Source organism: Nostoc sp. (assembly GCF_036917315.1).
Lineage (GTDB): Bacteria > Cyanobacteriota > Cyanobacteriia > Cyanobacteriales > Nostocaceae > Nostoc.
On the sequence record NZ_JBALDR010000001.1, the window covers coordinates 86,438 to 111,984 of the forward strand.

Genomic DNA, 25,547 nt, shown 5'->3' on the forward strand with positions numbered 1-25,547 from the left:
ATAAGGAAAATTCGATTATGTCATCTCCAGCGATCGCTACTGTAATTAAGATGATGGAATCTTTATCTGAAGATGTGCAAGAAAGAGTTGCAGAACATCTCCGAGAGTACCTAGAAGATTTGCAAGATGAATTGAAATGGAATAAATCATTTAAGAAAACTCAACAACAATTGATTGCATCTGCCCAATCTGCTAAAAGAGAGATTGCAGAAGGACTTGCAAAACCAATGAACTATGAAAATTTATGAAGTCTGCAACTCTTCCTTCTTTTTGGGATAAATATCAGTCTCTTGAAAAGCAAGTTAGACAGAGTGCAAGAAAAGCTTATCACTTATGGAGAGAAAATCCTTTTCATCCGTCTTTGCATTTCAAATGTATAAATAACGAGGAGAATATTTGGTCTGTCAGAATAACTCGCAATTATCGAGCAATTGGGGTTTTGGAAGGTGACTAGGAAAAGCATCCAAAAAAGCATGATGTATTTCCTCAATTTGTTTTCCAGATAAACTCATATTGGTTAAAGCCACCTATTTTTTAAATATAACTTGATAATTGTTATAGCGGTTCCCATTCAGATGCGGTACAACATTATATCGCTAGGTGTAGGGGCACTGCCGTGCCTTTCCGGGTGTACCTAACTAGGTCGAGAAACGCTATATGTAGAATGCGAAATGTGTATTAAAGTAATAAACTTTAGGTTATTATCGTGTGTTATCATTTTTATGTTTTTATTTTAAAAAATGGTATTGATTCCTGTGAACTATGTTCCATTTCAATAGCAATCATCCCTTCATCAAAGGCTCGTTGAAATACATCTTGAGTGTCCGCAGTTTTGTAACCCAAACCATCATAAAAACCTTGAGCAAATGCAATTGCGGCTTTATCTTGAATTGAATTGTTCATACCAATCACATAATTAATATATTGACTAATAGCAATAGTCGATTTTTCTGAATAACAAGTGTTAAGCAAGACACATTTAACATAATTCATGTGCAATCTAAACAATGATGCCAATCCTTGTGGTGATACAGGTATGCTGTTTCCTCCATCATCCTCTAACAACAAACTGCCATCTTTCCTCCCATGTCCACAAACATGAACGATTTGAGGCTTCTCCTCTTCAATTGCACGACGTATATCTTGAGAACGTACAGCAGTTCTTACTTCAATTTTAAATACTTCATGTCTTGCACCACGTTCAATAGCTTCTCTAATTTTACGCATTTCAAGATCCAAACGTAGACCTTCAGGAATCGCTGCCAAAATCAAAACTTTATACTGCTGAACAGGTTGTGTTGACGATTCTACTTGAGTATTTATTATTAGTAAATCTTGAACAACAGCCTTCAATAATAAATTCCCAGAATTATATTGATAAGCCTTAGAAACTAAATCTTGAAGCCATCCTTCTGATCTCGCTGTTTCTATTAATCTATAAACGATATTTTGTAAAGTATCTTCACCTGCTATAGCGTTTAAGTTTTTATCTAATTTAAATCTTAACAATTGTTGTAATGCAAACTTATTGGGATAAGCATCAATTAAAGCTTCATATACTTCGTTAAGCTGTTTTCCAGAGAGATTCATATTAAGATTAACCAATATCAAGTAAACGTATTATCACTAGTATTTGATTTTTGAAACACCCTACTGAGATTTTTCCAAAAATCAAATATTAGTCCTATAAATGGTTTGTATTAAAAAATATTATCATCTTTTTAGACCTAGCTTTCAATTCCTCTCTGCGCCTCTGCCTTAGACAAAAAATAATCTAGGGGTGGACGAGCGCCCACCCCGATTAAAATCAGGTAACACCAAAAACAATCACTAAGCCCAAAACCGCCCCAAACACAATCAAGGCATAGAATTGAGCGCGACCGTTTTCTAGGTACTTCAGACCTTCACCGCTAACAAGGGTGAAAAAGCCTGTGAGGTTAACAGCACCATCAACAACGCGGAAGTCAACTTCCATAACTTGTCTAGCTAGGCGACGCAAGCCGAGGACAAAAACCCGATGGTAAATGTCATCAAAGTACCACTTGTTGAGGGATAACTCGTAAAGTGGTTGGATTTTAGCAGCGATCGCAGCCGGGTCAATTTTACGGCGCAAATACATCAGCGAAGCTAAGGTAATCGCAACCAAGGAAATTCCCACTGAGGCACCTGCCATAATGTAGAATTCCGTCGGATTGAACTCGGAAGCCTTTTCTAGAACTTCGGTGAGAGTTTCGCTAGGAGGAAAGATAAACTCTTCAAAATAATTGGCGTAGGGAGTTCCCACCAAACCAATGAAAATCGAAGGCACAGCCAAAAATACTAATGGCAGAGTCATTGTCCACGGCGATTCGTGAGGCGAGTCGCTGTGATGTCCGTGGGAGTCATGAGAGTCATGGTGTTCACCAGTGGCAGCCAATTCTCCTTTCTTCATTGCCCCAGGCCCAAAATTCGGGGCTAGTTCTTCTGACTCTAACTCCAGAACAATTGTCGCCGCCTTCTTGAGTTTTTCCTTGATTTTCTCGTCAGTACCCCGGAATTTGCCTTCAAATGTCATGAAATACATTCTGAACATATAGAAAGCTGTAATCCCGGCAGTTAGCCAGCCAATCAACCAGAGAAATGGGTTAGCCTCAAAAGCCTTACCCAGAATTTCATCTTTTGACCAGAAACCAGCAAAGGGTGGAATACCAGAAATTGCCAAGCAACCAATCAAAAAGGTAGTTGCCGTGACGGGCATATACTTTCGCAGTCCACCCATCAAGCGCATATCTTGAGCTAAGGCGGGGTCGTGTCCAACAACACCTTCCATACCGTGAATTACGGAACCTGAACCCAAGAACAGCATCGCTTTGAAATAGGCATGGGTCATCAGGTGGAATAGTCCAGCACTGTAGGAACCTATTCCCATTGCCATCACCATGTAACCCAGTTGGGAAATGGTGGAGTAAGCCAAGCCCTTTTTGATGTCATTTTGGGTAATGGCAATGGTTGCCCCCAAAAACGCCGTAAACGCCCCAGTAAAGGCAATGACATTCATTGCGGCTGGAACGTCTTCAAATACTGGGTACATCCGCGCAATCAGGAAAACCCCCGCTGCCACCATCGTTGCCGCGTGAATCAAGGCAGAAATGGGGGTGGGGCCTTCCATTGCGTCTGGTAGCCAGACATGGAGAGGGAATTGGGCTGATTTTGCAACTGGCCCTAAGAAAACTAAAATCGCAAACAGGACAGCGAGAAAATTGCTGATGGAACCTGATTCTACGAGTTGGGCGAGGCGATCGCCCATGATATTAAAATCAAAGCTTCCTGTCGCCCAAAATAGCCCCAGAATGCCGAGTAACAAACCAAAGTCGCCCACGCGGTTGGTTACAAACGCTTTTTGAGCGGCATCTGCTGCTGACTTGCGATCGTACCAAAAACCGACCAGCAAGTAGGAACACATCCCCACAAGTTCCCAGAATATATAAATCTGTACTAGGTTGGGGCTGACCACCAGACCTAACATTGAGGAGCCAAACAAACTGAGATAGGCGTAAAACCTCACATAACCGGGATCGTGAGCCATGTAGCCATCGGTGTAAACCATGACTAAGCAGGCTACCGTTGTGACAATCACCAGCATTAGGGCTGTCAGGTGGTCAATAGTGTAGCCCATGCTCAGGTGGAAATTACCTGCTGCCGCCCACTCAAAGGTGCGAATATAAGACGCATGTCCTTGAATTTGACTCCACAACAAGGCAAACGACAGCCCCATAGCAGCTGCCATCATGGAGATAATCACCACAGCGTTAAGCTGCCGTAGGCGGTTTGTCACCTGATTCAACGAGATTAACCCTAGACCGACCAGCATCGCCCCAAAAAGAGGGAACACCGGAATCAGCCAGGCATACTGATAGATTACTTCCATCACTGACGCCTACTTTTAGAATTCTTGATTTAGCGTGTCGAAACTGTTAATAATTGTGACACACACCCTTTAGGATAAAATAACCCACCCAAGACTGATTGGGTGGGGTATTAAGCATGGTTTTAGATTTGCCTAGAATACCTTTGAGTGCTGAGTGCTGAGTCCTGAGTTTAATTATTACTCACGACTGGGTACTCTCTTCAGGCTGACCGATACTCTAAATCCACTGTTTTTGAATTTTTGTAGATTTTGGGGTAATTGCTGTAGCTGGACTTTATCTCTTCTAAAGCTAGACGTAAATCTTCCCTGCCGCGAAAGCATTCCAAGCGATGGCGAACAGTGCCATTTTCAATCAATAGTAAAGTGGGTAGTGATTTTAGCCTATAGGTAGTAGACAATTTAAAATTTTGATCGGCGTTAACCCCGACTAATTTAATTTCATCCCCGCACTGGGACTGAAATTCCAACAAGAGCGGGTGGATAACTCGACACAAGCCACACCAAGGTGCTTCAAAGTTAACTAAAACAGGAATAGGAGATTGTAAAACTTCTTGAGTAAATGTCCGCTCACTAACCGAGAACACCATGACGCCTCTTGGATTATAAGGTTTTTATATCAAACTAGCTATCAGTACTGAATTGAGTAGTGCTGAGTTCCGAGTTCTGGTTGCTGAGTAGAAGTCCATAACTAAAAGTTAGCGGATTGAATGAGGAACTCGTTTCTTTTTCTTCTTAGAGCAAAGCGGGGATTGGGACTAATTGCCAAGCAATGAATACTAAGTTGCTTGCTTTTACTCAGGACTCAGGACTCAGCTACTGCTTCAGTGCAGGATTGGCAAGTCAGTAACTGCCGATAGATGGATTCAGGACACAAATATTCAGGACACAGAATAATTGGCAAAAATTGAGCGCGTTAATGTGTCTCTGACAGAAAAGCCACTTTAGAAGTCGCGTTGGTTTTTTTGGATCTTAAACTCTTGATTGCCGTGACTGCCTGAGGATTTGACTGAATCTGCCACTTTCTTTCAAGGAAAGGCAACTGACCAACAACTACCAATATAAAATCTTAAGCTGACTGAACGCACCCTCCACTGAATACATGTTTGAATTTATCCTACATTGATTTGGGGCAATTGATAAGCTGAAATTTCCATCTATTTCGGATTTTCTCCTGACACTGGGGATCGTCTAAAGTTACCATCCTACCCTACTAGTTACTTCCAGTAACAGAGGGTGTGACCACCAAAGCAAAGCGATAAAAATCGTAACTCCCAAATAGGCAGGGCAGAGAAATTCCTGCCATTTGAGAGATTGACGCCCGTCAATAATTGCTTTAAAGGGAATAATTGAAGTCCGCTGTTTGGCAATTTCAAAAGCTTCGCCATAACGATCGCTCAGGCGGCGATCCCCGTGCCAAACCCCAAACAAGTGATGCAATATCAATCCAATGGAAGTCACAAGGGTAAAGGTAGTACCCAGCCAGAGAGTGTGGGCAACACACCAAATTATTTGTCCCACCATCTGGGGATGACGGGTAATCCGAATAATTCCTGTTTCGTAGAGATGAACTTGGGGCTTTTGAATAGCAGCAATTTCTAGTAGATTGAAGGTAGCAGGATATAAAAACAAGAACGAGATTGCTGATAGCAGCCAAACAAATTCTCGGACTCCTGGCACCCCTTGTACCTGCCAAATTTGCAAACCATCATAACGGTGCCCAAAAAAGTAAATAATTAATATCACAGCCAACGGTAGGCTGACTAATGCAAAGAGAATGCGATAAAACCTTGGGCCAATGTATTTTTCTGCCCAAGGGCGTAAAGCAGCGCCTCCACTGTGAGCGATCGCAAAAACTATTTGTAACCCCAGTATGACAAAATGACTGGGTGTCAACCAAGAAATCAGCAGCATATACACAGGTGAAGTAATTTAAAGAAAACTGAATTCAGTACAACCAATACCACAAAGTATTCAAAAGGGGACTTTAGTCAAGATGTTGTGCTACTGTCTTTTTCGAGTCAAGCCTTCAAGTTTAATATGCAACAAATCATGTCCGGCTGATTGCTGCCAAACCGGATTTATTACGTGCATCTGCTCCTTTAAAAGTTTGTGGGTTGAGCCTTATGTCTGACCTTCCTTTCACTTTAGATCAGTTACGTATCCTGAAAGCGATCGCTCAAGAAGGAAGCTTCAAGCGTGCCGCTGATAGTCTTTACGTTTCCCAGCCCGCTGTTAGTTTGCAAGTCCAAAATCTCGAACGGCAGCTCGATGTCCCCTTATTCGATCGCGGAGGACGACGCGCCCAATTAACCGAAGCCGGGCATCTACTCTTAAACTACGGTGAAAAAATCCTCAGTCTCTGTCAGGAAACCTGCCGCGCGATCGAGGATTTACAAAATCTCCAAGGTGGTACTTTGATTGTCGGTGCTTCTCAAACCACCGGCACTTATCTTTTGCCCAGAATGATCGGTATGTTCCGACAAAAATATCCAGATGTGGCAGTGCAATTACACGTCCACTCTACCCGGCGGACTGCTTGGAGTGTTGCTAACGGACAAGTCGATCTGGCAATTATCGGTGGTGAAATTCCCGGCGAACTGTCAGAATCTTTAGACGTGATTCCTTACGCTGAGGACGAGCTAGCGCTGATTTTACCTGTCTTTCATCCTTTTACCAAACTTGAAAAAATCCAGAAAGAAGACCTATATAAATTACAATTCATTGCTCTAGATTCTCAATCGACTATCCGCAAAGTCATTGACCAAGTGCTAGCACGCTGTGAAATCGATACCAGACGTTTTAAAGTTGAAATGGAATTGAATTCCATTGAAGCGATTAAAAATGCCGTGCAATCTGGTTTAGGGGCTGCTTTTGTCTCAACTAGTGCGATCGCTAAAGAGTTACAAATGGGCGTTTTGCACCGTACTCCCATTGAAGGCGTTGTCGTCAAACGGACGCTGTGGCTGATTTGTAATCCCAATCGCTATAGATCCAAGGCCGCAGAAGCCTTTAGTCAAGAAATTTTGCCCCAGTTTGCTAACCCAGGATGGAATCAAGATGTGTTAAAATTAACACAAAAAAGTCTGGTGTTAACTACATTGGAGGTAGCAACACCCACGTCATCTGGCGAAGACTAAAATCAGGTTATTAGTCCCTTGTCATTTGTCCTTCGTTTTTTGTAAATGACCAAATAATTCGTAATCACGCTCCTCTGTCGCTAACTTAATTCGTAATTATGAACCCATTGTGTTCGTGCAGGGTGCTGTAGGCAAGCCAAGGGTTTGACATCAGGAAAAAAGTTTCGTGTTCCTCATTAACAAATTTAGTTTCTCTGTAACCTGAACTAATTACGAATTACGTAGCTTGCTTCTTGCCATTCGCGTAGCATCTCGTAGAGAAGGCAAGTATTATCAATTGCGAATTATTTTGACTAATCAGGAAAATGGAAGTTTACTGCACTCGTCCGCGTTGTCCACGCCCACAAAACTATTTTGCCGATTTAGATGATGTTACGACACTAAAAACAACCCAGCAAAAGTATTGCACTACCTGTGGTATGCCATTGATGCTAGATGGTCGATATGTGCCAAGTAAACTGCTGGGAAGGGGCGGGTTTGGAGCAGCATTTTTGGCACGCGATCGCCGAATACCAGGAATGCGTCAATGCGTGGTTAAGCAGTTTCAACCATCGGGAAATTTAACCTTAACTCAACTGCAACAAGCGCAGTTAATGTTTGAAAGAGAAGCAGAAGTTTTAGCACAGCTTGGTAACGATCACGAGCAAATTCCTGACTTGTTTGCTTTCTTTCCAGTAATAGTTAATAGCTTGCAACCAGGAGAGCAAGACCAATTTTTTTACTTGGTGCAAGAATACATCAATGGGCAAACCCTAGAAGAAGAATTAGCTCAACAAGGCAAGTTTTCTGAACAACAAGTATTAGAAGTATTACAAGGAATTCTGAGGGTACTAGAGTTTGTTCATGACAGAGGCATTATCCACAGAGATATCAAACCTTCAAACATTATGCGTCGTCGTGATGGTAAACTTTTCTTACTAGACTTTGGCGCAGTGAAGCAAGTAACCAATGCTGCACTTGGTTCTGCGGCTTCTTCCACAGGAATTTATTCTATGGGATTTGCACCGCCTGAACAGATGGCTGGGGGGCAAGTATTTCCATCTACGGATTTATACGCTTTAGCTGTAACTCTGATTACCTTGTTAACAAATAAGGAAGCAATTCAACTATTTGATGCTTATAGTAACCAGTGGAAATGGCGATCTCAAGTAAATATCAACCCTCACCTTGCTGACATTTTAGACAAGATGCTATTACCTGCGGCTAATCAGCGCTTCCAGTCAGCCCAGGAAGTTCTACGCGCACTTAACTCACAGGCGGCTCAAGTCGCTACACAACTTAATTCGCCCTCTGTAACCCTCCCGCCACAACCACCCCAAGGTTCTAACCCTGTTGTTCCCCGTCGTCCATCAACTCAACCAGCGTTTTCGACATTGGAATTATTGGGAGGGGCGGGATTTAGTGGATTTGAGGGTGCATTGATCGCGATCGCTCTCTTCAGTCTAGTAAAATCACCAATAGTTACTTTGACTACTTCTGCCCTGATTTTAGGTATACTAATTTTTGCTCAAACCAGGCGGTGGATTGAAAAGTTCGATTTATTAATTATTCCCACAATTACTTTTGCAATTATTTTTTTTGTTCCCTTTTTACGGGGAGGTCTTGACCTTCCGTCAGTTGTCATTTTAGCAGTTGGAGCAGGCTTAGTAGCTATTTCATTGACAGCCGTATTTCGACTTATTTATAAATTATTATCTCTCTTACTTTAAAAAACTTCTGGTGCTAACAGCTACATAAATGTCTCAGAAAAACGAAACACTTAGTCTTTTTTTAGCCGTTGTCATCACTATTGGTTTAATCTTTGGTGGTCTATGGTTTTTTATGGAACGATGGGCGCAATTAACTGGAACTGTTGCTAAAACTTCCGGAAATGGTAACACAGGTAATCCCATAAACCAGTTTGTCAACAACAGATGCAACGTCCCAAACCTTCCAGAAGGGACATTCAACTATGGTGGTAGTACAACCTGGGCACCCATCCGTAAAGACGTAGACTCCGTACTAGAAAGCCTTTGTCCTCAATTTACTTTACGGTATACTCAACCTGCTTCAGGTCAAGCAGGATCTGGAACTGGTATTAGGATGTTGATAGATAATCAACTAGCTTTTTCTCAATCTTCCCGCTCAGTTAAAGCTGAAGAAAATACCGAAGCTAAACAAAAAGAATTTAGTTTGAAAGAAATTCCTGTGGCGATTGATGGGATTGCGATCGCGGTTAACTACAATCTCAATATCCCTGGTTTAACCGTCGCCCAACTTAAAGACATCTACACTGGCAAGATTACTAATTGGCAACAAGTGGGTGGGTCAAATTTACCAATCAAAATCTATTCTCGCAACAAAGAAGCTGGCGGTACAGTAGAATTCTTTCTCGAAAATGTTTTAAATAAAGAAAATTTTGGTACTAACGTTAGTTATGTTGGCACAACCACAGAAGCAGTACGAAAAGTAGCCGCGAATAGTGGCGCAATTTATTATGCTTCTGCCCCAGAGGTTGTACCACAATGTACTATTAAGTCGCTACCATTAGGGCGAATCAGCGGTCAATTTGTGCCTCCTTACCAACAACCTGTTGTATCTCCATCTGAATGTCCCAGGAAACGTAACCAGTTGAATAGTCAAGCATTTCGTAGTGGAGACTATGCAATTACCCGCAATTTATTTGTAATCGTTAAACAGAATGGTCAAACAGATCAGCAAGCTGGCGAAGCTTATGCAAATTGGCTGCTGACACCTCAAGGTCAAGAACTGATTGAAAAAGCTGGATTCGTTAGAATTAAATGAGCAAAATCGTTATATGTAGCCAAATAATCAAATATATAAATATTTTTACTTTATTGAAACTTGTTCATGTCACAAAAGAATGAAACCACAATTTTAGCTTTGGCCCTGCTGCTGACAGTTGGCATTGTTGGCGGTGGTTTTTGGTGGTTTACTAACAATGGGGTCAGAATTGGTAATACCAACATTCAAAATCAACAACCAGGCAACAATTCATCCTTGCAAGACCGTATTAGTTTTGGGGAAAAATCTTTTACTCCAGGTGATATTTCTCCAGTAAAAAAAGAAGGAATAGAGGCGATCGCAGCTAAAAGTTATGATAAAGCGATCGCCAATTTCACAGCTGCTCTAAAACTCAACCGTAACGATCCAGAAGCATTAATTTTTCTTAACAATGCCCGCATCGGTTCTTCCAAGAGCTACACTATCATGGCTTCTGTACCATTCGGCACTGACCCCAATGCTGCTTTAGAAATTTTACGTGGGATAGCCCAAGCTCAAAATCAAGTTAATAGCTCTGGAGGAATCAAGGGAGTATTTTTGAGGGTAGGGATAGCTAATGACGACGACAATCCAGAAATAGCCAAGCAAATCGCTTCTACCCTAGTCAGCAATTCCGAAGTATTAGGTGTAGTCGGGCCGAATACTAGCGATTCCACCTTAGCCGCTGGTGCTGTCTATACTTCTGGACAACTTGTAGCTATATCTCCGACTAGTACATCTGTCAAAATTTCTAACTTTAGCCGCTACGTTTTTCGGACAGTTCCCAGTGATTTTATGGCTGCGAGAAGTTTAGCCAACTATATGGTGAGAACCTTGCAGAAAAAAAATGCAGTGGTTTTCTTTAATTCTCAGAGTAACTATAGCCAGTCTTTAAAGTCGGAGTTTGTTTCATCTGTTTCCCTAGAGGGTGGACAAGTAGCCAGCGAATTTGACTTATCCAAGGCGGATTTTAGTGCAGCTAAAAGTGTAGAACAAGCAACTAAACAAGGTGCAGAAGTGTTGATGTTGGCTGCTAACACTGAAACTTTGGATAAAGCGCTGCAAGTAATTCAGATTAATCAGAAAAAGTTAACTTTGTTGGCGGGAGATGATGTTTACACTGCTAAAACTTTGGAAATTGGCAGAGAACAAGCTGTGGGGATGGTAGTAGCTGTTCCCTGGCATATTGATAGCGATCCTAAGTCAGATTTTCCCCAGAAATCGCGGCAGTTATGGGGCGGTGATGTGAGTTGGCGAAGTGCCCTCAGCTATGATGCCACTGTAGCTATAATTGCGACATTAGGACGTAATCCCACGCGAGCTGGAGTCCAACAAGCATTAGTGTCATCTGACTTTTCTGCCACTGGCGCTTCTGGTACAATTCGGTTTTTAGCATCAGGCGATCGCAATGCGCCAGTCCAACTTGTAAAAATTGTTCCTGGTTCTCGCTCTCGCACTGGTTATGACTTTGAACCAGTGCGTTAATCAGCAATAAAAAATTAAAAATTAACCAATACTTAACCTGGAAAACCTCTCAAGATGGGAAATTGAATTTTATGGGGAAAAATCTTACTGTCAATTTATTTTTATCACCACTCAAACCTTGAGATAAGAGACGAATAATCCAGATGAAATGAAATTTATTATACCTTGATTTCTAAATTACTCAGAAGTTAGGATTTGCTAACAAAATCCCCGTCCTCCAAATACAATCTCAAGTAGCAAGCACTTGTCAAGTCAAGCACTTATATTGAATGGACGCGCGGGTAATTATACTATGTCCCAAAAAAATGAAACAACTATTCTTGTATTATCCATCCTCATTACCGTCGGGCTAATAGCTGGCGGTTTTTGGTGGTTTACGAGAAAATCTGGTGTCGATTTAAATACAATTAATCCTGGTAGTACCAAAACGCTCCAACCCGGATCGGAACAACCTAGTGGCAATACTTTCACTTCAATAAAGGATGTTCCTACAGGATTATTCAATTACGGAGGCAGTACATCTTGGGCACCGATTCGACTAGTAGTCGATCCAGCAATTCAAGCCGCGCGGCCAGAGTTACGGCTGCGCTATGTAGAACCCAGCAATGCATCGCCTGGTTCTGGTACTGGCATTCAGTCCTTGATAGACGGTCAACTAGCTTTTGCCCAGTCCTCCCGACCAGTTCTAGATCAGGAATTAAGCCGTGCCCAGCAGCGTGGGTTCAGTTTGAAACAAATTCCTGTGGCAATTGATGGTTTAGCGGTTGCAGTTAACCCCAACCTGAATATTCCAGGACTAACAGTAGAACAGTTAAAGTCAATTTACACAGGCAAAATCAATAATTGGAGCCAGGTGGGCGGCCCCAATATCCCGATCAAGCCCTATTCCCGCCGCATTGCTGATGGCGGTACTGTCGAACTTTTTGTCCAAGACATCTTGGGTGGTCAAGCTTTCAGCTCCAATGTAGAATTTATCTCCACAACCACCCAAGCCTTGCAAAAATTGGCTGATAGTCCTGGTAGCATCTATTACGCTTCTGCCCCAGAGGTGATTCCTCAATGCTCAATCAAGGCCTTGCCGTTGGGGCGCACGCAAGGACAATACATTGCTCCATACCAAGAACCTTCTGTCCTCCCGTCTGAATGTCCTGGTAAACGGAACAAGTTGAACATTGAGTCCTTCCAATCAGGAAAATACCCGATTACCCGCAATCTGTTTGTGGTGGTCAAACAGAATGGTCAGAATGAGCAGCAAGCAGGTGTCGCTTACGCCAACTTACTGCTGACTGAGCAGGGACAGCAGCTGATTACCCAAGCGGGATTTGTCAAAATTCGCTGACACCTGCGATCGCCTCCGGCGGGGCGTAGCCCATCGCACTCAAGACAGAGTGGCGGAAATCGCCGCTCTGAACTGTACCTTAACCAGCTCTATTAATCGACTCTGCTGGCAAGCAAATGAGATTATCCCCTTGAGTCAAGATTAAACCACGTTGACGCAGCTTACCCATCAAGCGGGTGACGGTGACACGAGTGGAACCAATCGCGCTACCAATTTGGGCATGAGTGAGGGGAAAGGGCAGACAATAACCGCGAATCACATCAGGATCGGTGTCGCTCATTGCTGGCTCTCCATATTCCTCAATTAACAATGTGAGAAATCCTAAGAGTCGGTCAATTGTGCGGCGTTGTCCCAAGGCACTCAACCACAGCAGCTTACGCTGGTGCTGATACCTAAAGGCATCCATAACTTCGCGACGGAAGTGAGGCCAATTGTCTAAATCGTGCCAGTACATCCACAGCACCGCAGTTTGATCCACATGGGCGTAAGCCTGGAGTGTGAATGGTGATTGGGCAACAATTTCAAATGGCTGTCCCGCTCCTACAAAACCCAAGAACGCTTCTTCTGGGGTTCTGTTGATTCGTCGAGACGTTAGCTGACTAGCAGTCGCACTAACTTGGGCGGTTCCTACCATGCGGATCGCACCCCTTTGCACCAAATACAGCAATCCAGGCCGGGCTGGAATGCGCTCATCTTTGCTAAAGGTGCGGCAGCGATAGTGTTCTTGAGCCCAGTCAAGAATGCGTTGCCAAGTCAAAAAAGGCCGTGATGCCTCAGAAAAGGAGGATGGAGATTGCATAGGTAACAAAGAGCGTTCGGCTGAAGACAAAGACGTAAATAAAAGGGTGCAAGGAGTGTCTTTGTGTTGACGAGGCAGGCTTAACGCCTAACAGCGCCAGCCAATCCAAAGAATAGAAAGCAAATTACTCTCTACTCTTTTGTTATACTTCCTACTGTACAATGGTGGTAGTAAAGTTTACTTACTATTCATCGATTATTCATCAAATTTTATCCTCTTCTCATTTTTCTTCATCTAAATTAAATTTATACCGCAAGACAGATGACAGAAATGTAACAAATATATTTTACATGACTATTTAAATAATATTACGTGCATTATAAATTACCAGTTAGCAAATATACGTCAATAAAACAGCTATTGTATAGTTATCTAATAAAATCACTAAGCATTGATACTTATAATCAAGAAAATGTATGCATAAAAGGTGAAAAAATTCCTCTATATAAAGGTAGATATGGTAATAGATTTTTCTATACCTCAAGTGTGTCTCTGCAACTATCAAAATCTCAGAATCGAAAAGCGATGGAGCTTGCCAGTGCGATCGCTTCAGATTTATCAGGGATTTGTGAGGACGTTTTTAGCATCCAAATAGTTCCCCCTGGTTGGATACATTTTGAATTAACTCACTCAACCTTAGCGACTTGGTTACAAAGTCTCGTAGTGGAGAGTTTGGGGAGAGCAGGGGAGCAGGGGAGCAGGGGAGCAGAGGAGACAATTGATGCCCAATCCCCAATGCCCAATTCATTGTTTGCTGTTGAATATGCTCATGCACGCTGCTGTTCGCTAGTGCTTCTGGCTCATCGAGAGGGATTGATTAAACTGAAAGAACCAGTTCCAAATACTAGTCCAGCTTTTTGGGATGTTATCTCTCCTAACCCACTACCTTGGCTTAATTGCGACGGAACACTACAACTAAATCACCCAGATGAGCGTCGTTTAATTGGCGAATTAATACAAGTGGTAGACACCATAGAGTGCCCTGATGTTAGCGGTTCTGTGAAATGGGAAAAAGTAGCGCTGAATTTGAGCCAAGCTTTTGAAAAGTTTTGGTCTAATTGCCGGATTTGGGGTGAGGTGAAAATTACGTCACCAGAACTGGCTCAAGCAAGACTCGGATTGCTCATGGCTACTCAGTCAGTATTAAAATTTGTCCTAGAGGAAAATCTGGGGGTTTTTGCGCCTTTGGAGCTATAAATCGGTAATGTCCCTTAGGCAAAAATAAAAACTTTTTATCTAGCTATTGACTCAATGCACCACCTCGGATACATTAGCAGGTGTGTGAGGAGCGAACCAGCTAGGGCACCGAGACGAAACACGGCCAGTCGTCGGTGTCCTTTCTGATTTGTATGGGTTAGATTTGAAAAAATGCCTTGACTATAGCAAAAACTTTTCAATTGCTACTGCTGCCCCATCTTGTTCTACGCTAGGAGCTACCCACTTAGCGATCGCTTGCACTCCAGATGGTGCGTTGCCCATAGCTACACCGAGACCGGCATACTCCAGCATTTCCACATCATTGAAGTTATCGCCAATCGCCATAACGTTGGCTAACTCTAATCCCAACAATTCTTCAGCTAAATAACGGACAGCAGTCCCCTTATTCACAGAGGCGTTAGTTGCTTCAAAAAAGGTAGCAACAGATGTTGTGAGATAAAGTTCAGCAGGTGTGTATTGGCGGCGCAAATTTCCCAATAGCTTATCGATTACGTCAATGTCATCAGACAAAGCAAGAATTTTTGTCGGTTCATTCGTTAAGGCTTGACGCAAATCACCCACGGGAATTGGGATAACACCAGAACGTTCTGCATAAATTTTGGTTTCTTTAGTTAACTCACGAACGTATAACCGATCGTTGATGTAAAAGTGAACAGATAGAAGCGATCGCAACTCAGGCTTTTCAAAATAGTCGAGTAACTGGTGGGCGATTTCCCTGGAAACAACCCAATGGCGATGAATTTTTTGGGTGTTCGGGTCTTGAATCCAGGCTCCCTGATAGGCCATTAATGGTAGCGTAGAGCCGATATCTTGGTGGAAGCGCAAGGCTGAACGATACATTCGACCTGTAGCGATCGCCACTTGAATTCCTCGTGCTTGCGCCGCAAGGATTGCTTGCTTTACAGGTTCGCTGATAGTGTTAGAGTGTCCAGCGATCGTGCCATCTATATCCAAAACTAGTAGTTTAATGTCTTTTGCAGCAGCCTGATTGTCAGTAGATGCTTTCTGCATGATTTCCTAGATTTTAAGTTCCAGTAAGAGGTTAACAGGCTCTAGCGACCAGTGGGGAGTAGTAGAAAAAATTGGCATTTCTAGTCAATCCAATATCCTTACGGTGAGGATGTTGACTTACACAATTTTAGATTTTAGATTGACCCCAGCGAGCAATACACTTGCTTTGAGGATTTTGGATTTACTTCAAAAGTCTTAAAAATTATGGCTAATAGCGCAATAAAAAACCCGATTTTTTCGAGAATCGGGTTTCTTATTTAAATTAGATAGCCTGATAGATAGGATGAGAAAAACCTATCTATTCAAGAAAGTCTATTAGTTGGACACCTTGAGCCAGCTTTTTTTGCGTTGTGACAACAGACAAAGCCCAGCAATTAAACCAATTCCAAGTGTTGTAGAGGATTCCGGTACTGCTTGAGCATCGTAGTCATAAGTTACTTTGATACCTGCTTTAGCGTATGTATCAATATAGGATCTCATGTTGCCCGAACCCGTAACTACTGAATTGGCTAAAGCTGAGAACAAAAAGTCTATGTCGCCATTACCAGTGAAAGACTGCAAGAATTGGGTATTGGTGAAAGACTGAGTTGCAGATTGTGTGGCAGTTAAGTTAGAAATAGTCTTTCCAGAGGTGCCACTATAATCAGTAGTACCATCATATTTAGCAGCTTGATAACTCGATATATCTTGTGGATTGAGCGCAAACAGAGACTGATTATTTAGTTTTAAGCTGAGTTGACTAGCAAGATTTACTGTCACCTGAGTCGGGGTTGGACTCCTGTTTTCAAAACCTGCATTTCCAAGTATGTCGCCAGTAAAACTTATCGTTACACCCTTGAGTGTACCCAGAGATGAGTTAAATTTTTGGACGCTCAGAGGTGCATCAATGATATTTGTGAAATCGTAATTAGTGGAACTAGCGTAGGAGAAAGAAGCTGCATTAGCTGCTCCAGATGTTGCAACAATTCCTGCCAAGGTTGTGGCAGCAGCTAGAGTGTTGAATAGTTTTGTTGTCATGGATAGAATATGCTTTTCTGAAACGAATCATTACGGGATTACTAACCTATTTCTAACTCTGAAACTTTGCTTGTAGTCTTGATAAATACACGTAACTTTATGTAAAGTTATTATGTTCAAATTCCTTCGATAAATAGACTTTTTGATTGGTACATATAAAGTTTTATTAAGGCAAGAGGTTTTGATGGTAGTAATATTATGTCGAAATATTAAGCTAGTTTTTGTTGGTTCCTGAGATGTAAGCTAGGTCAACCTAATTAAACATAAAACGCTCAGGAGATAGATTCCCGGCTTCTGGTGATAAGTTGAGGATTGAGTTACTATCCGGTTACTATGCTTATACTCACGTACTTAATTGAGCTGGTATCTCTGCCAAAAGTTGGTTCTACTTGCCTTCCGTACTAAAGTTGCAAATGCGTAAATATAAATTTGTCTAAAATCATACTCAAGAGCAATTGGTACGCAAAAACTGGGCTATTGTCACCAAAGCCAAGCAGAACAAGCATCTGAAATTGCTAACTATGTGACAAAGCTTCTGGCTAAAATAGGGCTATGTCTGAAACTTTCACTTCTGCAACTGCAACACGCCCCACGTTCATCCTCGTAGATGGGCACTCGCTGGCTTATCGTTCATACTTTGCTTTCGCCAAAGGGCGAGATGGAGGACTGCGTACTAAAGCAGGGATTCCTACGAGTATATGTTTTGGTTTTGTGAAGTGCCTGTTGGAGGTAATGGCAACACAACAGCCTCAAGCAATGGCGATCGCTTTTGATTTGGCTGAGGCAACTTTTCGCCACGAAGCAGACGAGACTTATAAAGCCGATCGCCCAGAAACGCCAGAAGATTTTATTCCCGACTTAGAAAACCTGCATGAGTTGCTAAATGGCTTCAATCTACCCTTTTTCACTGCCCCTGGTTTTGAGGCTGATGATGTTTTGGGAACTTTAGCACAGCGAGTCACTGCGGCTGGTTATAGGGTGAAAATTCTGACTGGCGATCGCGATTTATTTCAACTAATCGACTCTGAGAAAGAAATCACTGTTCTCAATTTTAGTCCAGATGCCCTAAAGCGCTCTACAAATAGCATCACGGAATTTGAAGCAGAACAAGTTAAAGAGAAGATGGGCGTTTTACCTTCACAAATTGTTGATTTCAAAGCTCTTTGTGGTGATAAATCGGATAATATTCCTGGTGTCAAGGGAATTGGGGAAAAAACAGCAGTGCAGCTGCTGAATACCTATGGTTCACTTGAGAATGTTTATGCTGCGTTAGATGAAATTAAAGGCGCAACTCAGAAAAAACTTGCAGTCGGTAAAGAAGATGCCGAGAAGTCTCGCTATTTGGCAACCATCGTTTTAGATGTTCCTATAGAATTTAATTTAGAAGATTGCAAATTAAAAGGGTTTGATACAAGCGTCTTATCACCAATTTTAGAAAAATTAGAATTTAAGTCTTTTTTAGGCAGGATCAACGACCTTCAGCAACGTTTTGGTGGGAAAATTGAAGAAAATCAAGAAACCAAAACAGACGCAAATAATCCCAACTCTAATAACTTAGAATTCAGCGCTGATGAAGATAATGATTTGTGGTTTTTCAGTGCCAGTGATACAGCCGCAGTTCCACAACAATCTACTTCTCCAATTACACCACGCATCATTAATACCGAAGCCAAACTCAGTGAGTTAGTGAAACTTTTGCAAAAATTTACTAACCCAGAAACACCCGTTGCTTGGGACACTGAAACCACCGCATTAGAACCAAGAGATGCTGATTTAGTAGGAATTGGTTGCTGTTGGGGAACGCAACCAGATGAAGTAGCCTATATTCCTGTGGGGCACAAAACTGGAGAAAATTTGCATAAAGATTTGGTGTTAGAAGCATTACGCCCAATTCTTGAAAGTGCCGATTACCCCAAAGCTTTACAAAATGCCAAATTTGACCGCTTAGTTCTCAGGTGTCAAGGAATTAACTTGGCAGGAGTAGTGTTTGATCCCATGCTGGCAAGTTACATTCTAAATCCAGATTCAAGCCATAATTTGATGGATTTGTCGCAGCGATATTTAGGATTGACGGCCAAAAGTTACTTAGATTTAGTTCCTAAAGGCAAAACCATCGCTGATATAGATATTCCCGCCGTAGCTGACTACTGTGGGATGGATGCTTATTCTACCTTTGGTTTAGTGGCAAAATTGCGTGAGGATCTGGAGAAAGTTCCGTCTTTGTCTAAGCTATTAGCAGAAGTGGAACAGCCACTAGAAGCAGTTTTAGCCGAAATGGAATACACAGGTGTTCGCATTAATTCAGCTTATTTACAAGAACTTTCGCAGCATTTAGAAACAGAGTTAGCCAGGTTAAAAGAGGAAGCAACTGAAATAGCTGGAGAAAATTTTAACCTAGGTTCTCCTAAGCAATTGAGCCAAATATTGTTTGAAAAATTGGGGTTAAGTACTAGACATTCTCGTAAAATTCAAACAGGATTCTCTACAGATGCAGCAACTCTGGAAAGACTTCAAGAAGATGATAACACTGGGTTTGTTGAGGCGATAATTGAGTATCGCACCCTATCTAAATTAAAGTCTACTTATGTTGATGCATTACCTGCATTGGTGCGTCCAGATACCCAGCGAGTGCATACTGATTTTAATCAAGCAGCAACATCAACGGGTAGGTTATCTTCTTCTAATCCGAATTTGCAAAATATCCCCATTCGTACAGCTTTTAGTCGCCAAATTCGGAAGGCATTTTTGCCTGAAGCTGGTTGGTTAATGGTGGCTGCTGATTACTCACAAATTGAATTACGAATTTTGGCTCATTTGAGTCAAGAGCCGATATTAGTGCAAGCATATCAGCAAAATGAAGATGTTCATACTGTTACCGCGCGATTAGTGTTTGAAAAAGAAAATATCACCTCCGAAGAACGAGGGATGGCAAAAACTATCAATTTTGGCGTGATTTATGGAATGGGTTCTCTCAGGTTTTCGCGCTCAACTGGGATAGATAAAAACATTGCCAACGAGTTCATTAAGCGGTTTAATGAACGATATCCGAAAGTTTTTGCATATTTGGAGCGAGTGAAAAAAGAAGCGATCGCTCTTGGTTATGTAGAAACTATTTTCGGTCGTCGTCGTTATTTTGACTTTACTAATAACAGTTTACGCAAATTAAAAGACAGTAACCCAGAAGATATCGATCTGAGTAAATTGAAGAATTTGGGTGCTTTCGATGCGGGTTTATTACGCTCTGCAGCTAATGCACCAATTCAAGGTTCTAACGCTGATATTATCAAAATTGCAATGGTGAGATTGCACGAGGTTTTGAAGAAATATCAGGCGCGTTTGTTGTTGCAAGTTCACGATGAATTAGTGTTTGAAATTCCCCCTAATGAGTGGGAAGAATTACAACTACAAATTAAGTCAGTGATGGAAAATGCAGTGCAGTTGAGTGTACCGTTACTAGTAGATGCACGTGTCGGTGAAAATTGGATGGAGACCAAATAAGTTTAACTGGGGGATTGGAAGAATTACATTAGTATGGGTGTACATTTGTCTTAGTAATTACAACAGCCCTACTCTATATCAATTTTATACCATTATTACCCCAGAAGGAATTTTAATATGTATCGTCGTTGGCTCCTATCTGCTTTAGCAATTTTGTTGAGTATAGTTTTAGTTGCTTGCACCACTGTAACTACTCAGCAACCACAAACCCAAGTGGAAAATACCACTGAGGCGACTAACACGAACTCTCAGCAATTACCAAAAGGATCGGTAAAAAGAGTAGTTGCTCTTTCTTCTCTTTCTGCTGATATTATCTCTCGACTCGAGTCAACAAAAGTTGTTGGAATTACTGGGAGTAGATTATTTAAGAATGACTCCAGATTCAAGGATATTCCCCGCGTTAGTGAAGGACAAAGTCCGCCAAATTTAGAGAAAGTGGTAGCACTCAAACCAGATTTAGTTATTGGTGCTGAAGGTTTTTCTAACATTCCAATTCAAAAACTTCAGCAGCTAGGAATTGCGACTTTGCTCACTAAGGTGAATAACTGGGAATCGCTAGAAGAACTTACTAAAAAACTGGCTGGGTTAATTAATGCCGATCCTCAGCCTTTGTTAAACCGTTATAAAACTTTTTTGCCAGATAAGCCAACTCAGAGTCCTTCTACTCTAGCACTGGTCAGTCGTCAACCAATTTTAGCGCCAAACAAAAATAGTTGGGCAGGGGATTTGCTGGCGAAGTTTCAGGCGAAAAATATAGCAGCAGATTTACAAGGTAAAAGTCCAGTTGGTGGCTATGTAACGCTTTCGGCTGAGAAAGTTTTAGAAGCAAATCCAGAAGTGATAATTTTGGTTAATCCTCCACAAGGAAATTCGGAAGCAGCGCTTTTAGATTCGTTGAAAAAAGAAGCTTTTTGGCAGCAACTACAAGCAACTAAAAATAACCGAGTCTATGTGTTTGATTATTTTGGTTTGGTGAATCCAGGTAGTATAGATGCAATAGAAAAGGCTTGTCAGCAGCTTAAGCAAGCGTTATTTGCACCACAGGGTACTTAGCTCGATACTGGGAGAACAGTCAATCAAGGATGCATTTATCGGAGGTAATTTTAGATAAAACCCCGATCAAACAGGCTTTTCAGTATGTTGTCAAAAATAAAATCTCAGTGCTATATTAAGGAGTATTATTTATAGATACCAGTATTTCAAAATGCAGATTGCGAAACTTCTCAAAAACTTTTTGCGATGGATTCGTTTGTTATTGATAAGTAGACTTGATAGACCTTCAGACAACTTAGTGGTTACAGCACTTGCGTCTATTATGAGGTACACTAGATTAAAAGATAAATATTTTTAAATGAAGTCCTACTCTATCGATCTTCGAGAAAAAATAGTTGCAGCACATCTTCAGAAAAACATCTCAATCAGGAAAGTAGCTAACATTTTTTCCGTTTCAAAGAGTTTAGTGCAAAAGCTTGTAAAACAACAAAAACTTGAAGGTAATTTACAATCCAAGCCACGAGGAAAGCCACAATTTAGCCATTTAACAAATGCTGATATAGAGTTGAGAGAATTAGTTGAATCACATCCAGATGCAACATTGATAGAGTTATGTGAATTATTTGCAGACAAGACTGGAAATTCGGTAGGTCAAAGTGCAATGTGCCGTGCGTTACAGAAATTAGGATGAAATCGGAAAAAAAAACAAAGCGGAGCACCCAAGCGGGGACAGAGAGAGTCCTAAATTTAAGATTAGATTATTGGGAAAAGGTCAAACATATAGAGCCAGAAAACTTAGTATTTTTGGATGAAACTGGTGTCCTACTTGGGTTAACGAGGACTCATGCCCGTTCACAAATGGGAACGAGAGCTTACTCTCTTAACCCCTTCTATAGAGGCTCAAAAGTTACAGTAATTGGAGCAATTAGTATTAAAAAAGTAGTTGCATTAATGACAATGAATGGTTCAATGGATGGCATTGCATTTGAATTATTTATTGAGAAGTTTTTAGTGCCACATTTATGGTCAGGAGCAGTAGTAGTAATGGATAATTTATCCGCACATAAATTAGATTCAATTGTGCCAATGATTGAAGCTGTAGGTGCGAAAGTTATTTGTTTATCCTCATACTCCCCCGATTTTAATCCAATTGAATTATGGTGGTCACAACTTAAATCTTTTTTACGCAGTTTTGCTCCAACTACAACAGAAATGGTTGATAGATTAATCTCAGTTGCACTCCAATTAATAAATCCTCAACATTTAAGAAACTGGTTTGCTAGTTGCTGCTACTGTACCTCATAACAGCCGTAGATGCTGTATTATAATTAGTCTAATACCGCTCATTTTTAACTGGCATTTAAATTGGTCAAGCAAAATTATTTTTGAGTTTGACCTATTCAATAAAATTACCACATTATATTTTTATATCACACCTTTATTACTATTTATCAATAGCTTTTTGTTCAAAGAAGACTTGCTAAAATTTTTTAGTATTCTAGTAACAGGATTTTTTGGTTGTTTCATTCTTTTTGTGTTTATCGTACAATTCGCTCTAGGTAATCATATTAATCTTGTTGAGCGAGTAGAATGTCCAAATGATAAAAATTTTAGTGTTTATGAGAACTTTGAACCGAGTTTCATCACTTCTGATGACGCTATTTGCCGATTTGAGTTACAACAAGAGAGAATTTTTATAGGAGTTATCAAAAACAGCAGGAAAGTTGGAAAAAAGGAGTGTCAAGTTAATACTAGAGAACCTAGTTTTCCAAACCGTCTTAATAAATGCGTGTACTCGATAGATAGTAAGACAACATGAATTTGACAATTACTATGATTACTTCAACATTCAAATTAATTTGAAACTGCTGCAAAGCATCTTTATTGTTATTTTGTATTAAAAAATCATTAATAAATTCGTGTTTTAAAGCATTCTTTGTACTCAATATTATTACTCAACAACACTTTCTATTAGAAAGCAGTTAAAGAAAGGCGCTTTAGCTTTTGCATCTACTAAACTAGCTATTTACAGTGTTGTTGAAGAAGAGATATAGCTAATTCAAAACTATTAGGTTGAGTTTGCACTGCATAAGCTTCTTTTTCTAAATCTTGTCGTTTGACATCGGTATAGCGCCTAAAAAATGGTCGAGCATAATTGCTTGGTTGAATGTCTAAACCTAAAGTTTTTATTTTTCCTTTTCCGGCACATACCTGGGCTGCATGAACAGTTTCATGGATTAGTGTTTGAATTCCAATATGTAATTCAAACACTACGGGATTAATCCAGATTTTTTTGTCAGTTTCTCTTAGTAAACCATAGGCTCCTCGCTTTAGTGGTAGTGCAATGATTACCTGAAATCCTTTATTTTCTAATTTATTTTTTAAATCTAAAAATTTTGTTTCTTGATTGGGTATTTGAGAAAGTAACAATAAGGAATTTAATATAAAAACTTTGCTCATTTACTTTTTTGATGACACCAATTCAATTAGTGATTGCAACACGTTCTTGGCTAAAAACGCCATGAATCGCGTCTCTACAAATAGTTGATTTGTTGCATTATTTTTTCAAATTGGTATTACTTGAAAATATTTGTATTCAATTACAATGGCAAAAATATTAACTGTGGTTTTAACTAAGGTAGCTACTTCTAAATCGACATTAGTGTAGCTATCCAAAGGCGATTCCCAGCCATAGACTGGGAATAAGGGAGACTGCAAACAAGGTAACTGACTGTGCTTTTAATCTTTTGCAGAACTAATTGGTTTTTGACCAAAAGGGACATTCTTTTTACCTTCAGAAGAAGCACCCCCAAGGCTGCGGAAATACAGTCCTCCAATGGTGAGTAAAAATCCCACGTATCCCACTGCTTGCACAAGATAGAGGTTGTCTCTATAGCCAAATAAAGATTTGAGAATAATCCCAGGAAACTGTTCGTCAGGTAAGATTGTGGAAGTATTGGAAACCATAGGCCCCAAAATACAGGAGTGGACTTTTGTAAAACGTTCGTAATAGAAACAAAGGTTTTCTGTGGCACGACTGCTAAGGGCAAGGTTAGCTACTGCTTCGTCAAAGTGTTTCAAGGCTGAAACTACCAACCCAGCGACAATCAACACTAATAAAACGCCCATTACCTGGAAAAACTGGCGGATGTTAATTTTGACACCCCATTTAAATAGCAGCACTCCAATGGCAGATGCCGCTACTAAACCAGCAATAGCGCCCAAGGCTGGCATTAATCCCTGTTGAAAATTAGCTGCAACGAAGAGAACAGTTTCAAACCCTTCGCGGACAACGGCAATTAAAATTAAAGTAAAAACACCCCAGCCAGCATTTGAGTTTTGTGTCAGTGCTTCTGTTACTGCTCCCTCAACTGTAGCTTTCATGAATTTGGCTTGTTTAGTCATCCAGATTAGCATCCAACTGAGCATTGCGATCGCTAATACACTAAATACACCTTCTAGCGCTGGTTCAACTACGGTGGTGTATTGAGGATTCGCGGCTCCCAGTACTTGAATTATCCAACTGAATAACACGCCTATTAAGGCACTGACGACAATGCCAACGCCGACACCAGCATATACCCATGAATTGAGTCGGGATTGTTTAGCTTTTTTCAGCAAAGCTAGCACAATGCCAACAACAAGGGCAGCTTCCACTCCTTCTCGAAGTGTTATTACAAAAGTAGGTAGAGCAGTACTAAAATTCATCTTTTGTCCTTTGTCTTTTGTCCTTTGTCATTAGTCCTTTGTCTTTTGTCATCTGTCCTTTGTCCTTTGAATTTCTTTTTGACTAATGACTAATGACTAAGGACTAATGACTAATGACTATTAACCAAAATCGCGTAGCATCTTTTTCAGTTCGAGATTATGCATCTCTTCTTGTCCAATCATACCGCGAGCGAATTCTTCAAGGTAAATGCTGGCATTGGTGACGGTTTCGAGCAATTTTTTATACAGATCCAATGCCTTTTTTTCATGGGATAAACTTTCTTCCAAGATATCCTTGACTTTATGCTGGTAGGTTTCTTCCATTGGGGCGATTTTCAGGGAGGGATGCCCATCTAAACCGGTGAGAATTTCTCCCACTTGTTCGGCATGAAGTAAAGATTCACTTGCCTGTGCTTTGAAAAAAGCCACAATTGGAATACGGTTAGGGCCAGTTACCATCAAAGAATAATGTGTGTAGCGCACTACTCCTGCTAGTTCAAATTCCATGATGGCGTTCAGCAGGTCAATAGTCTTTTTATGGTCAAGTTCTTGCATCAGTTGTTAGTTAAAGTAACGAAGGGAGTGTAATTAGTTAGGAGTGAGGAGTTGGAAGCTAAGAGTTAGTATTTTGGGATTCATAACTCATAATTCATAACTCCTAACTCCTACTAG

22 protein-coding genes are annotated in these 25,547 nt (G+C 40.9%); 12 read left to right on the forward strand and 10 right to left on the reverse strand.

The features are described from left to right. The first annotated feature begins 17 nt into the window (after positions 1 to 17). A complete protein-coding gene (locus V7K84_RS00355) occupies positions 18 to 248 on the forward strand; it encodes a hypothetical protein (protein WP_194000940.1) in 231 nt (76 codons plus the stop codon). Then, positions 245 to 454, forward strand: coding sequence for a ParE family toxin-like protein (locus V7K84_RS34225; protein WP_442940911.1), 210 nt, complete (start codon positions 245 to 247; stop codon positions 452 to 454). Before V7K84_RS00355 ends, V7K84_RS34225 begins: the two co-directional genes overlap by 4 nt. 266 nt (positions 455 to 720) lie before the next feature. Here V7K84_RS34225 and V7K84_RS00360 read toward each other — a convergent pair whose 3' ends face one another. The 4 genes from V7K84_RS00360 to V7K84_RS00375 form a co-directional block, all read right to left on the reverse strand. Further along, on the reverse strand, positions 721 to 1,590 hold the full coding sequence (locus tag V7K84_RS00360) for an effector-associated domain EAD1-containing protein (RefSeq protein WP_334835303.1): 870 nt from the start codon (positions 1,588 to 1,590) through the stop codon (positions 721 to 723). Positions 1,591 to 1,807: 217 nt separating this feature from the next. After that, on the reverse strand, positions 1,808 to 3,907 hold the full coding sequence (locus tag V7K84_RS00365; protein ID WP_334835306.1) for an NAD(P)H-quinone oxidoreductase subunit 5: 2,100 nt from the start codon (positions 3,905 to 3,907) through the stop codon (positions 1,808 to 1,810). 200 nt (positions 3,908 to 4,107) lie between these two features. Further along, positions 4,108 to 4,494, reverse strand: coding sequence for a thioredoxin family protein (locus V7K84_RS00370; protein ID WP_334835308.1), 387 nt, complete (start codon positions 4,492 to 4,494; stop codon positions 4,108 to 4,110). Between the two features lie 607 nt (positions 4,495 to 5,101). Further along, complete coding sequence (locus V7K84_RS00375; RefSeq protein ID WP_334835310.1) at positions 5,102 to 5,818, reverse strand: NnrU family protein; 717 nt, start codon at positions 5,816 to 5,818, stop codon at positions 5,102 to 5,104. Positions 5,819 to 6,030: 212 nt separating this feature from the next. Here V7K84_RS00375 and V7K84_RS00380 point away from each other — a divergent pair, with 212 nt between their 5' ends. From V7K84_RS00380 to V7K84_RS00400, 5 genes are all read left to right on the forward strand, one after another. Next, the gene (locus V7K84_RS00380; RefSeq protein WP_334835313.1) at positions 6,031 to 7,044 is read left to right on the forward strand and encodes a LysR family transcriptional regulator; all 1,014 of its coding nucleotides are present in this window, start codon (positions 6,031 to 6,033) and stop codon (positions 7,042 to 7,044) included. Positions 7,045 to 7,349: 305 nt separating this feature from the next. Beyond that, positions 7,350 to 8,753, forward strand: coding sequence for a serine/threonine-protein kinase (locus V7K84_RS00385; RefSeq protein ID WP_334835315.1), 1,404 nt, complete (start codon positions 7,350 to 7,352; stop codon positions 8,751 to 8,753). A 28-nt stretch (positions 8,754 to 8,781) separates the two neighbouring features. Beyond that, positions 8,782 to 9,828, forward strand: a complete 1,047-nt coding sequence (locus V7K84_RS00390) for a substrate-binding domain-containing protein (protein ID WP_334835317.1) — start codon at positions 8,782 to 8,784, stop codon at positions 9,826 to 9,828. 66 nt (positions 9,829 to 9,894) lie between these two features. Beyond that, positions 9,895 to 11,292, forward strand: a complete 1,398-nt coding sequence (locus V7K84_RS00395) for an ABC transporter substrate-binding protein (protein ID WP_334835318.1) — start codon at positions 9,895 to 9,897, stop codon at positions 11,290 to 11,292. 292 nt (positions 11,293 to 11,584) lie between these two features. Next, complete coding sequence (locus tag V7K84_RS00400; RefSeq protein ID WP_334835320.1) at positions 11,585 to 12,631, forward strand: PstS family phosphate ABC transporter substrate-binding protein; 1,047 nt, start codon at positions 11,585 to 11,587, stop codon at positions 12,629 to 12,631. 79 nt (positions 12,632 to 12,710) lie between these two features. Here the strand turns inward: V7K84_RS00400 and V7K84_RS00405 are convergent, their stop codons facing one another. Then, positions 12,711 to 13,430 (reverse strand): Crp/Fnr family transcriptional regulator, encoded by a 720-nt coding sequence (locus tag V7K84_RS00405; protein ID WP_012412419.1) that lies wholly within the window; start codon positions 13,428 to 13,430, stop codon positions 12,711 to 12,713. Between the two features lie 525 nt (positions 13,431 to 13,955). Here V7K84_RS00405 and V7K84_RS00410 point away from each other — a divergent pair. Beyond that, complete coding sequence (locus V7K84_RS00410) at positions 13,956 to 14,627, forward strand: DALR anticodon-binding domain-containing protein (RefSeq protein ID WP_334835322.1); 672 nt, start codon at positions 13,956 to 13,958, stop codon at positions 14,625 to 14,627. Positions 14,628 to 14,807: 180 nt separating this feature from the next. Here the strand turns inward: V7K84_RS00410 and V7K84_RS00415 are convergent, their stop codons facing one another. Then, positions 14,808 to 15,659, reverse strand: coding sequence for a Cof-type HAD-IIB family hydrolase (locus V7K84_RS00415; RefSeq protein ID WP_334835324.1), 852 nt, complete (start codon positions 15,657 to 15,659; stop codon positions 14,808 to 14,810). A gap of 315 nt (positions 15,660 to 15,974) precedes the next feature. Next, on the reverse strand, positions 15,975 to 16,676 hold the full coding sequence (locus V7K84_RS00420; protein WP_334835326.1) for a PEP-CTERM sorting domain-containing protein: 702 nt from the start codon (positions 16,674 to 16,676) through the stop codon (positions 15,975 to 15,977). 552 nt (positions 16,677 to 17,228) lie between these two features. Between V7K84_RS00420 and polA the strand changes: the two genes are divergently transcribed. From polA to V7K84_RS00440, 4 genes are all read left to right on the forward strand, one after another. Next, on the forward strand, positions 17,229 to 20,174 hold the full coding sequence (gene polA / locus V7K84_RS00425; protein WP_334835329.1) for a DNA polymerase I: 2,946 nt from the start codon (positions 17,229 to 17,231) through the stop codon (positions 20,172 to 20,174). A gap of 117 nt (positions 20,175 to 20,291) precedes the next feature. Beyond that, the gene (locus V7K84_RS00430; protein ID WP_334835331.1) at positions 20,292 to 21,227 is read left to right on the forward strand and encodes an ABC transporter substrate-binding protein; all 936 of its coding nucleotides are present in this window, start codon (positions 20,292 to 20,294) and stop codon (positions 21,225 to 21,227) included. Between the two features lie 298 nt (positions 21,228 to 21,525). Next, positions 21,526 to 21,858: a helix-turn-helix domain-containing protein gene (locus V7K84_RS00435; protein ID WP_334835333.1), complete on the forward strand. Its 333-nt coding sequence runs from the start codon at positions 21,526 to 21,528 to the stop codon at positions 21,856 to 21,858. After that, positions 21,855 to 22,472, forward strand: coding sequence for a transposase (locus tag V7K84_RS00440; RefSeq protein WP_334835335.1), 618 nt, complete (start codon positions 21,855 to 21,857; stop codon positions 22,470 to 22,472). Before V7K84_RS00435 ends, V7K84_RS00440 begins: the two co-directional genes overlap by 4 nt. A 717-nt stretch (positions 22,473 to 23,189) precedes the next feature. On the opposite strand, the gene V7K84_RS00445 is transcribed toward V7K84_RS00440, so the two are convergent. The 3 genes from V7K84_RS00445 to V7K84_RS00455 form a co-directional block, all read right to left on the reverse strand. Then, the gene (locus V7K84_RS00445; RefSeq protein ID WP_334835337.1) at positions 23,190 to 23,627 is read right to left on the reverse strand and encodes a hypothetical protein; all 438 of its coding nucleotides are present in this window, start codon (positions 23,625 to 23,627) and stop codon (positions 23,190 to 23,192) included. A gap of 279 nt (positions 23,628 to 23,906) precedes the next feature. Next, positions 23,907 to 24,875 carry an FTR1 family iron permease gene (locus tag V7K84_RS00450; protein ID WP_334835339.1) on the reverse strand — a complete coding sequence of 323 codons (969 nt, stop codon included), beginning with the start codon at positions 24,873 to 24,875 and terminating at the stop codon, positions 23,907 to 23,909. A 120-nt stretch (positions 24,876 to 24,995) separates the two neighbouring features. Then, positions 24,996 to 25,430, reverse strand: coding sequence for a ferritin-like domain-containing protein (locus V7K84_RS00455; protein ID WP_322663110.1), 435 nt, complete (start codon positions 25,428 to 25,430; stop codon positions 24,996 to 24,998). Between the last annotated feature and the right edge of the window lie 117 nt (positions 25,431 to 25,547).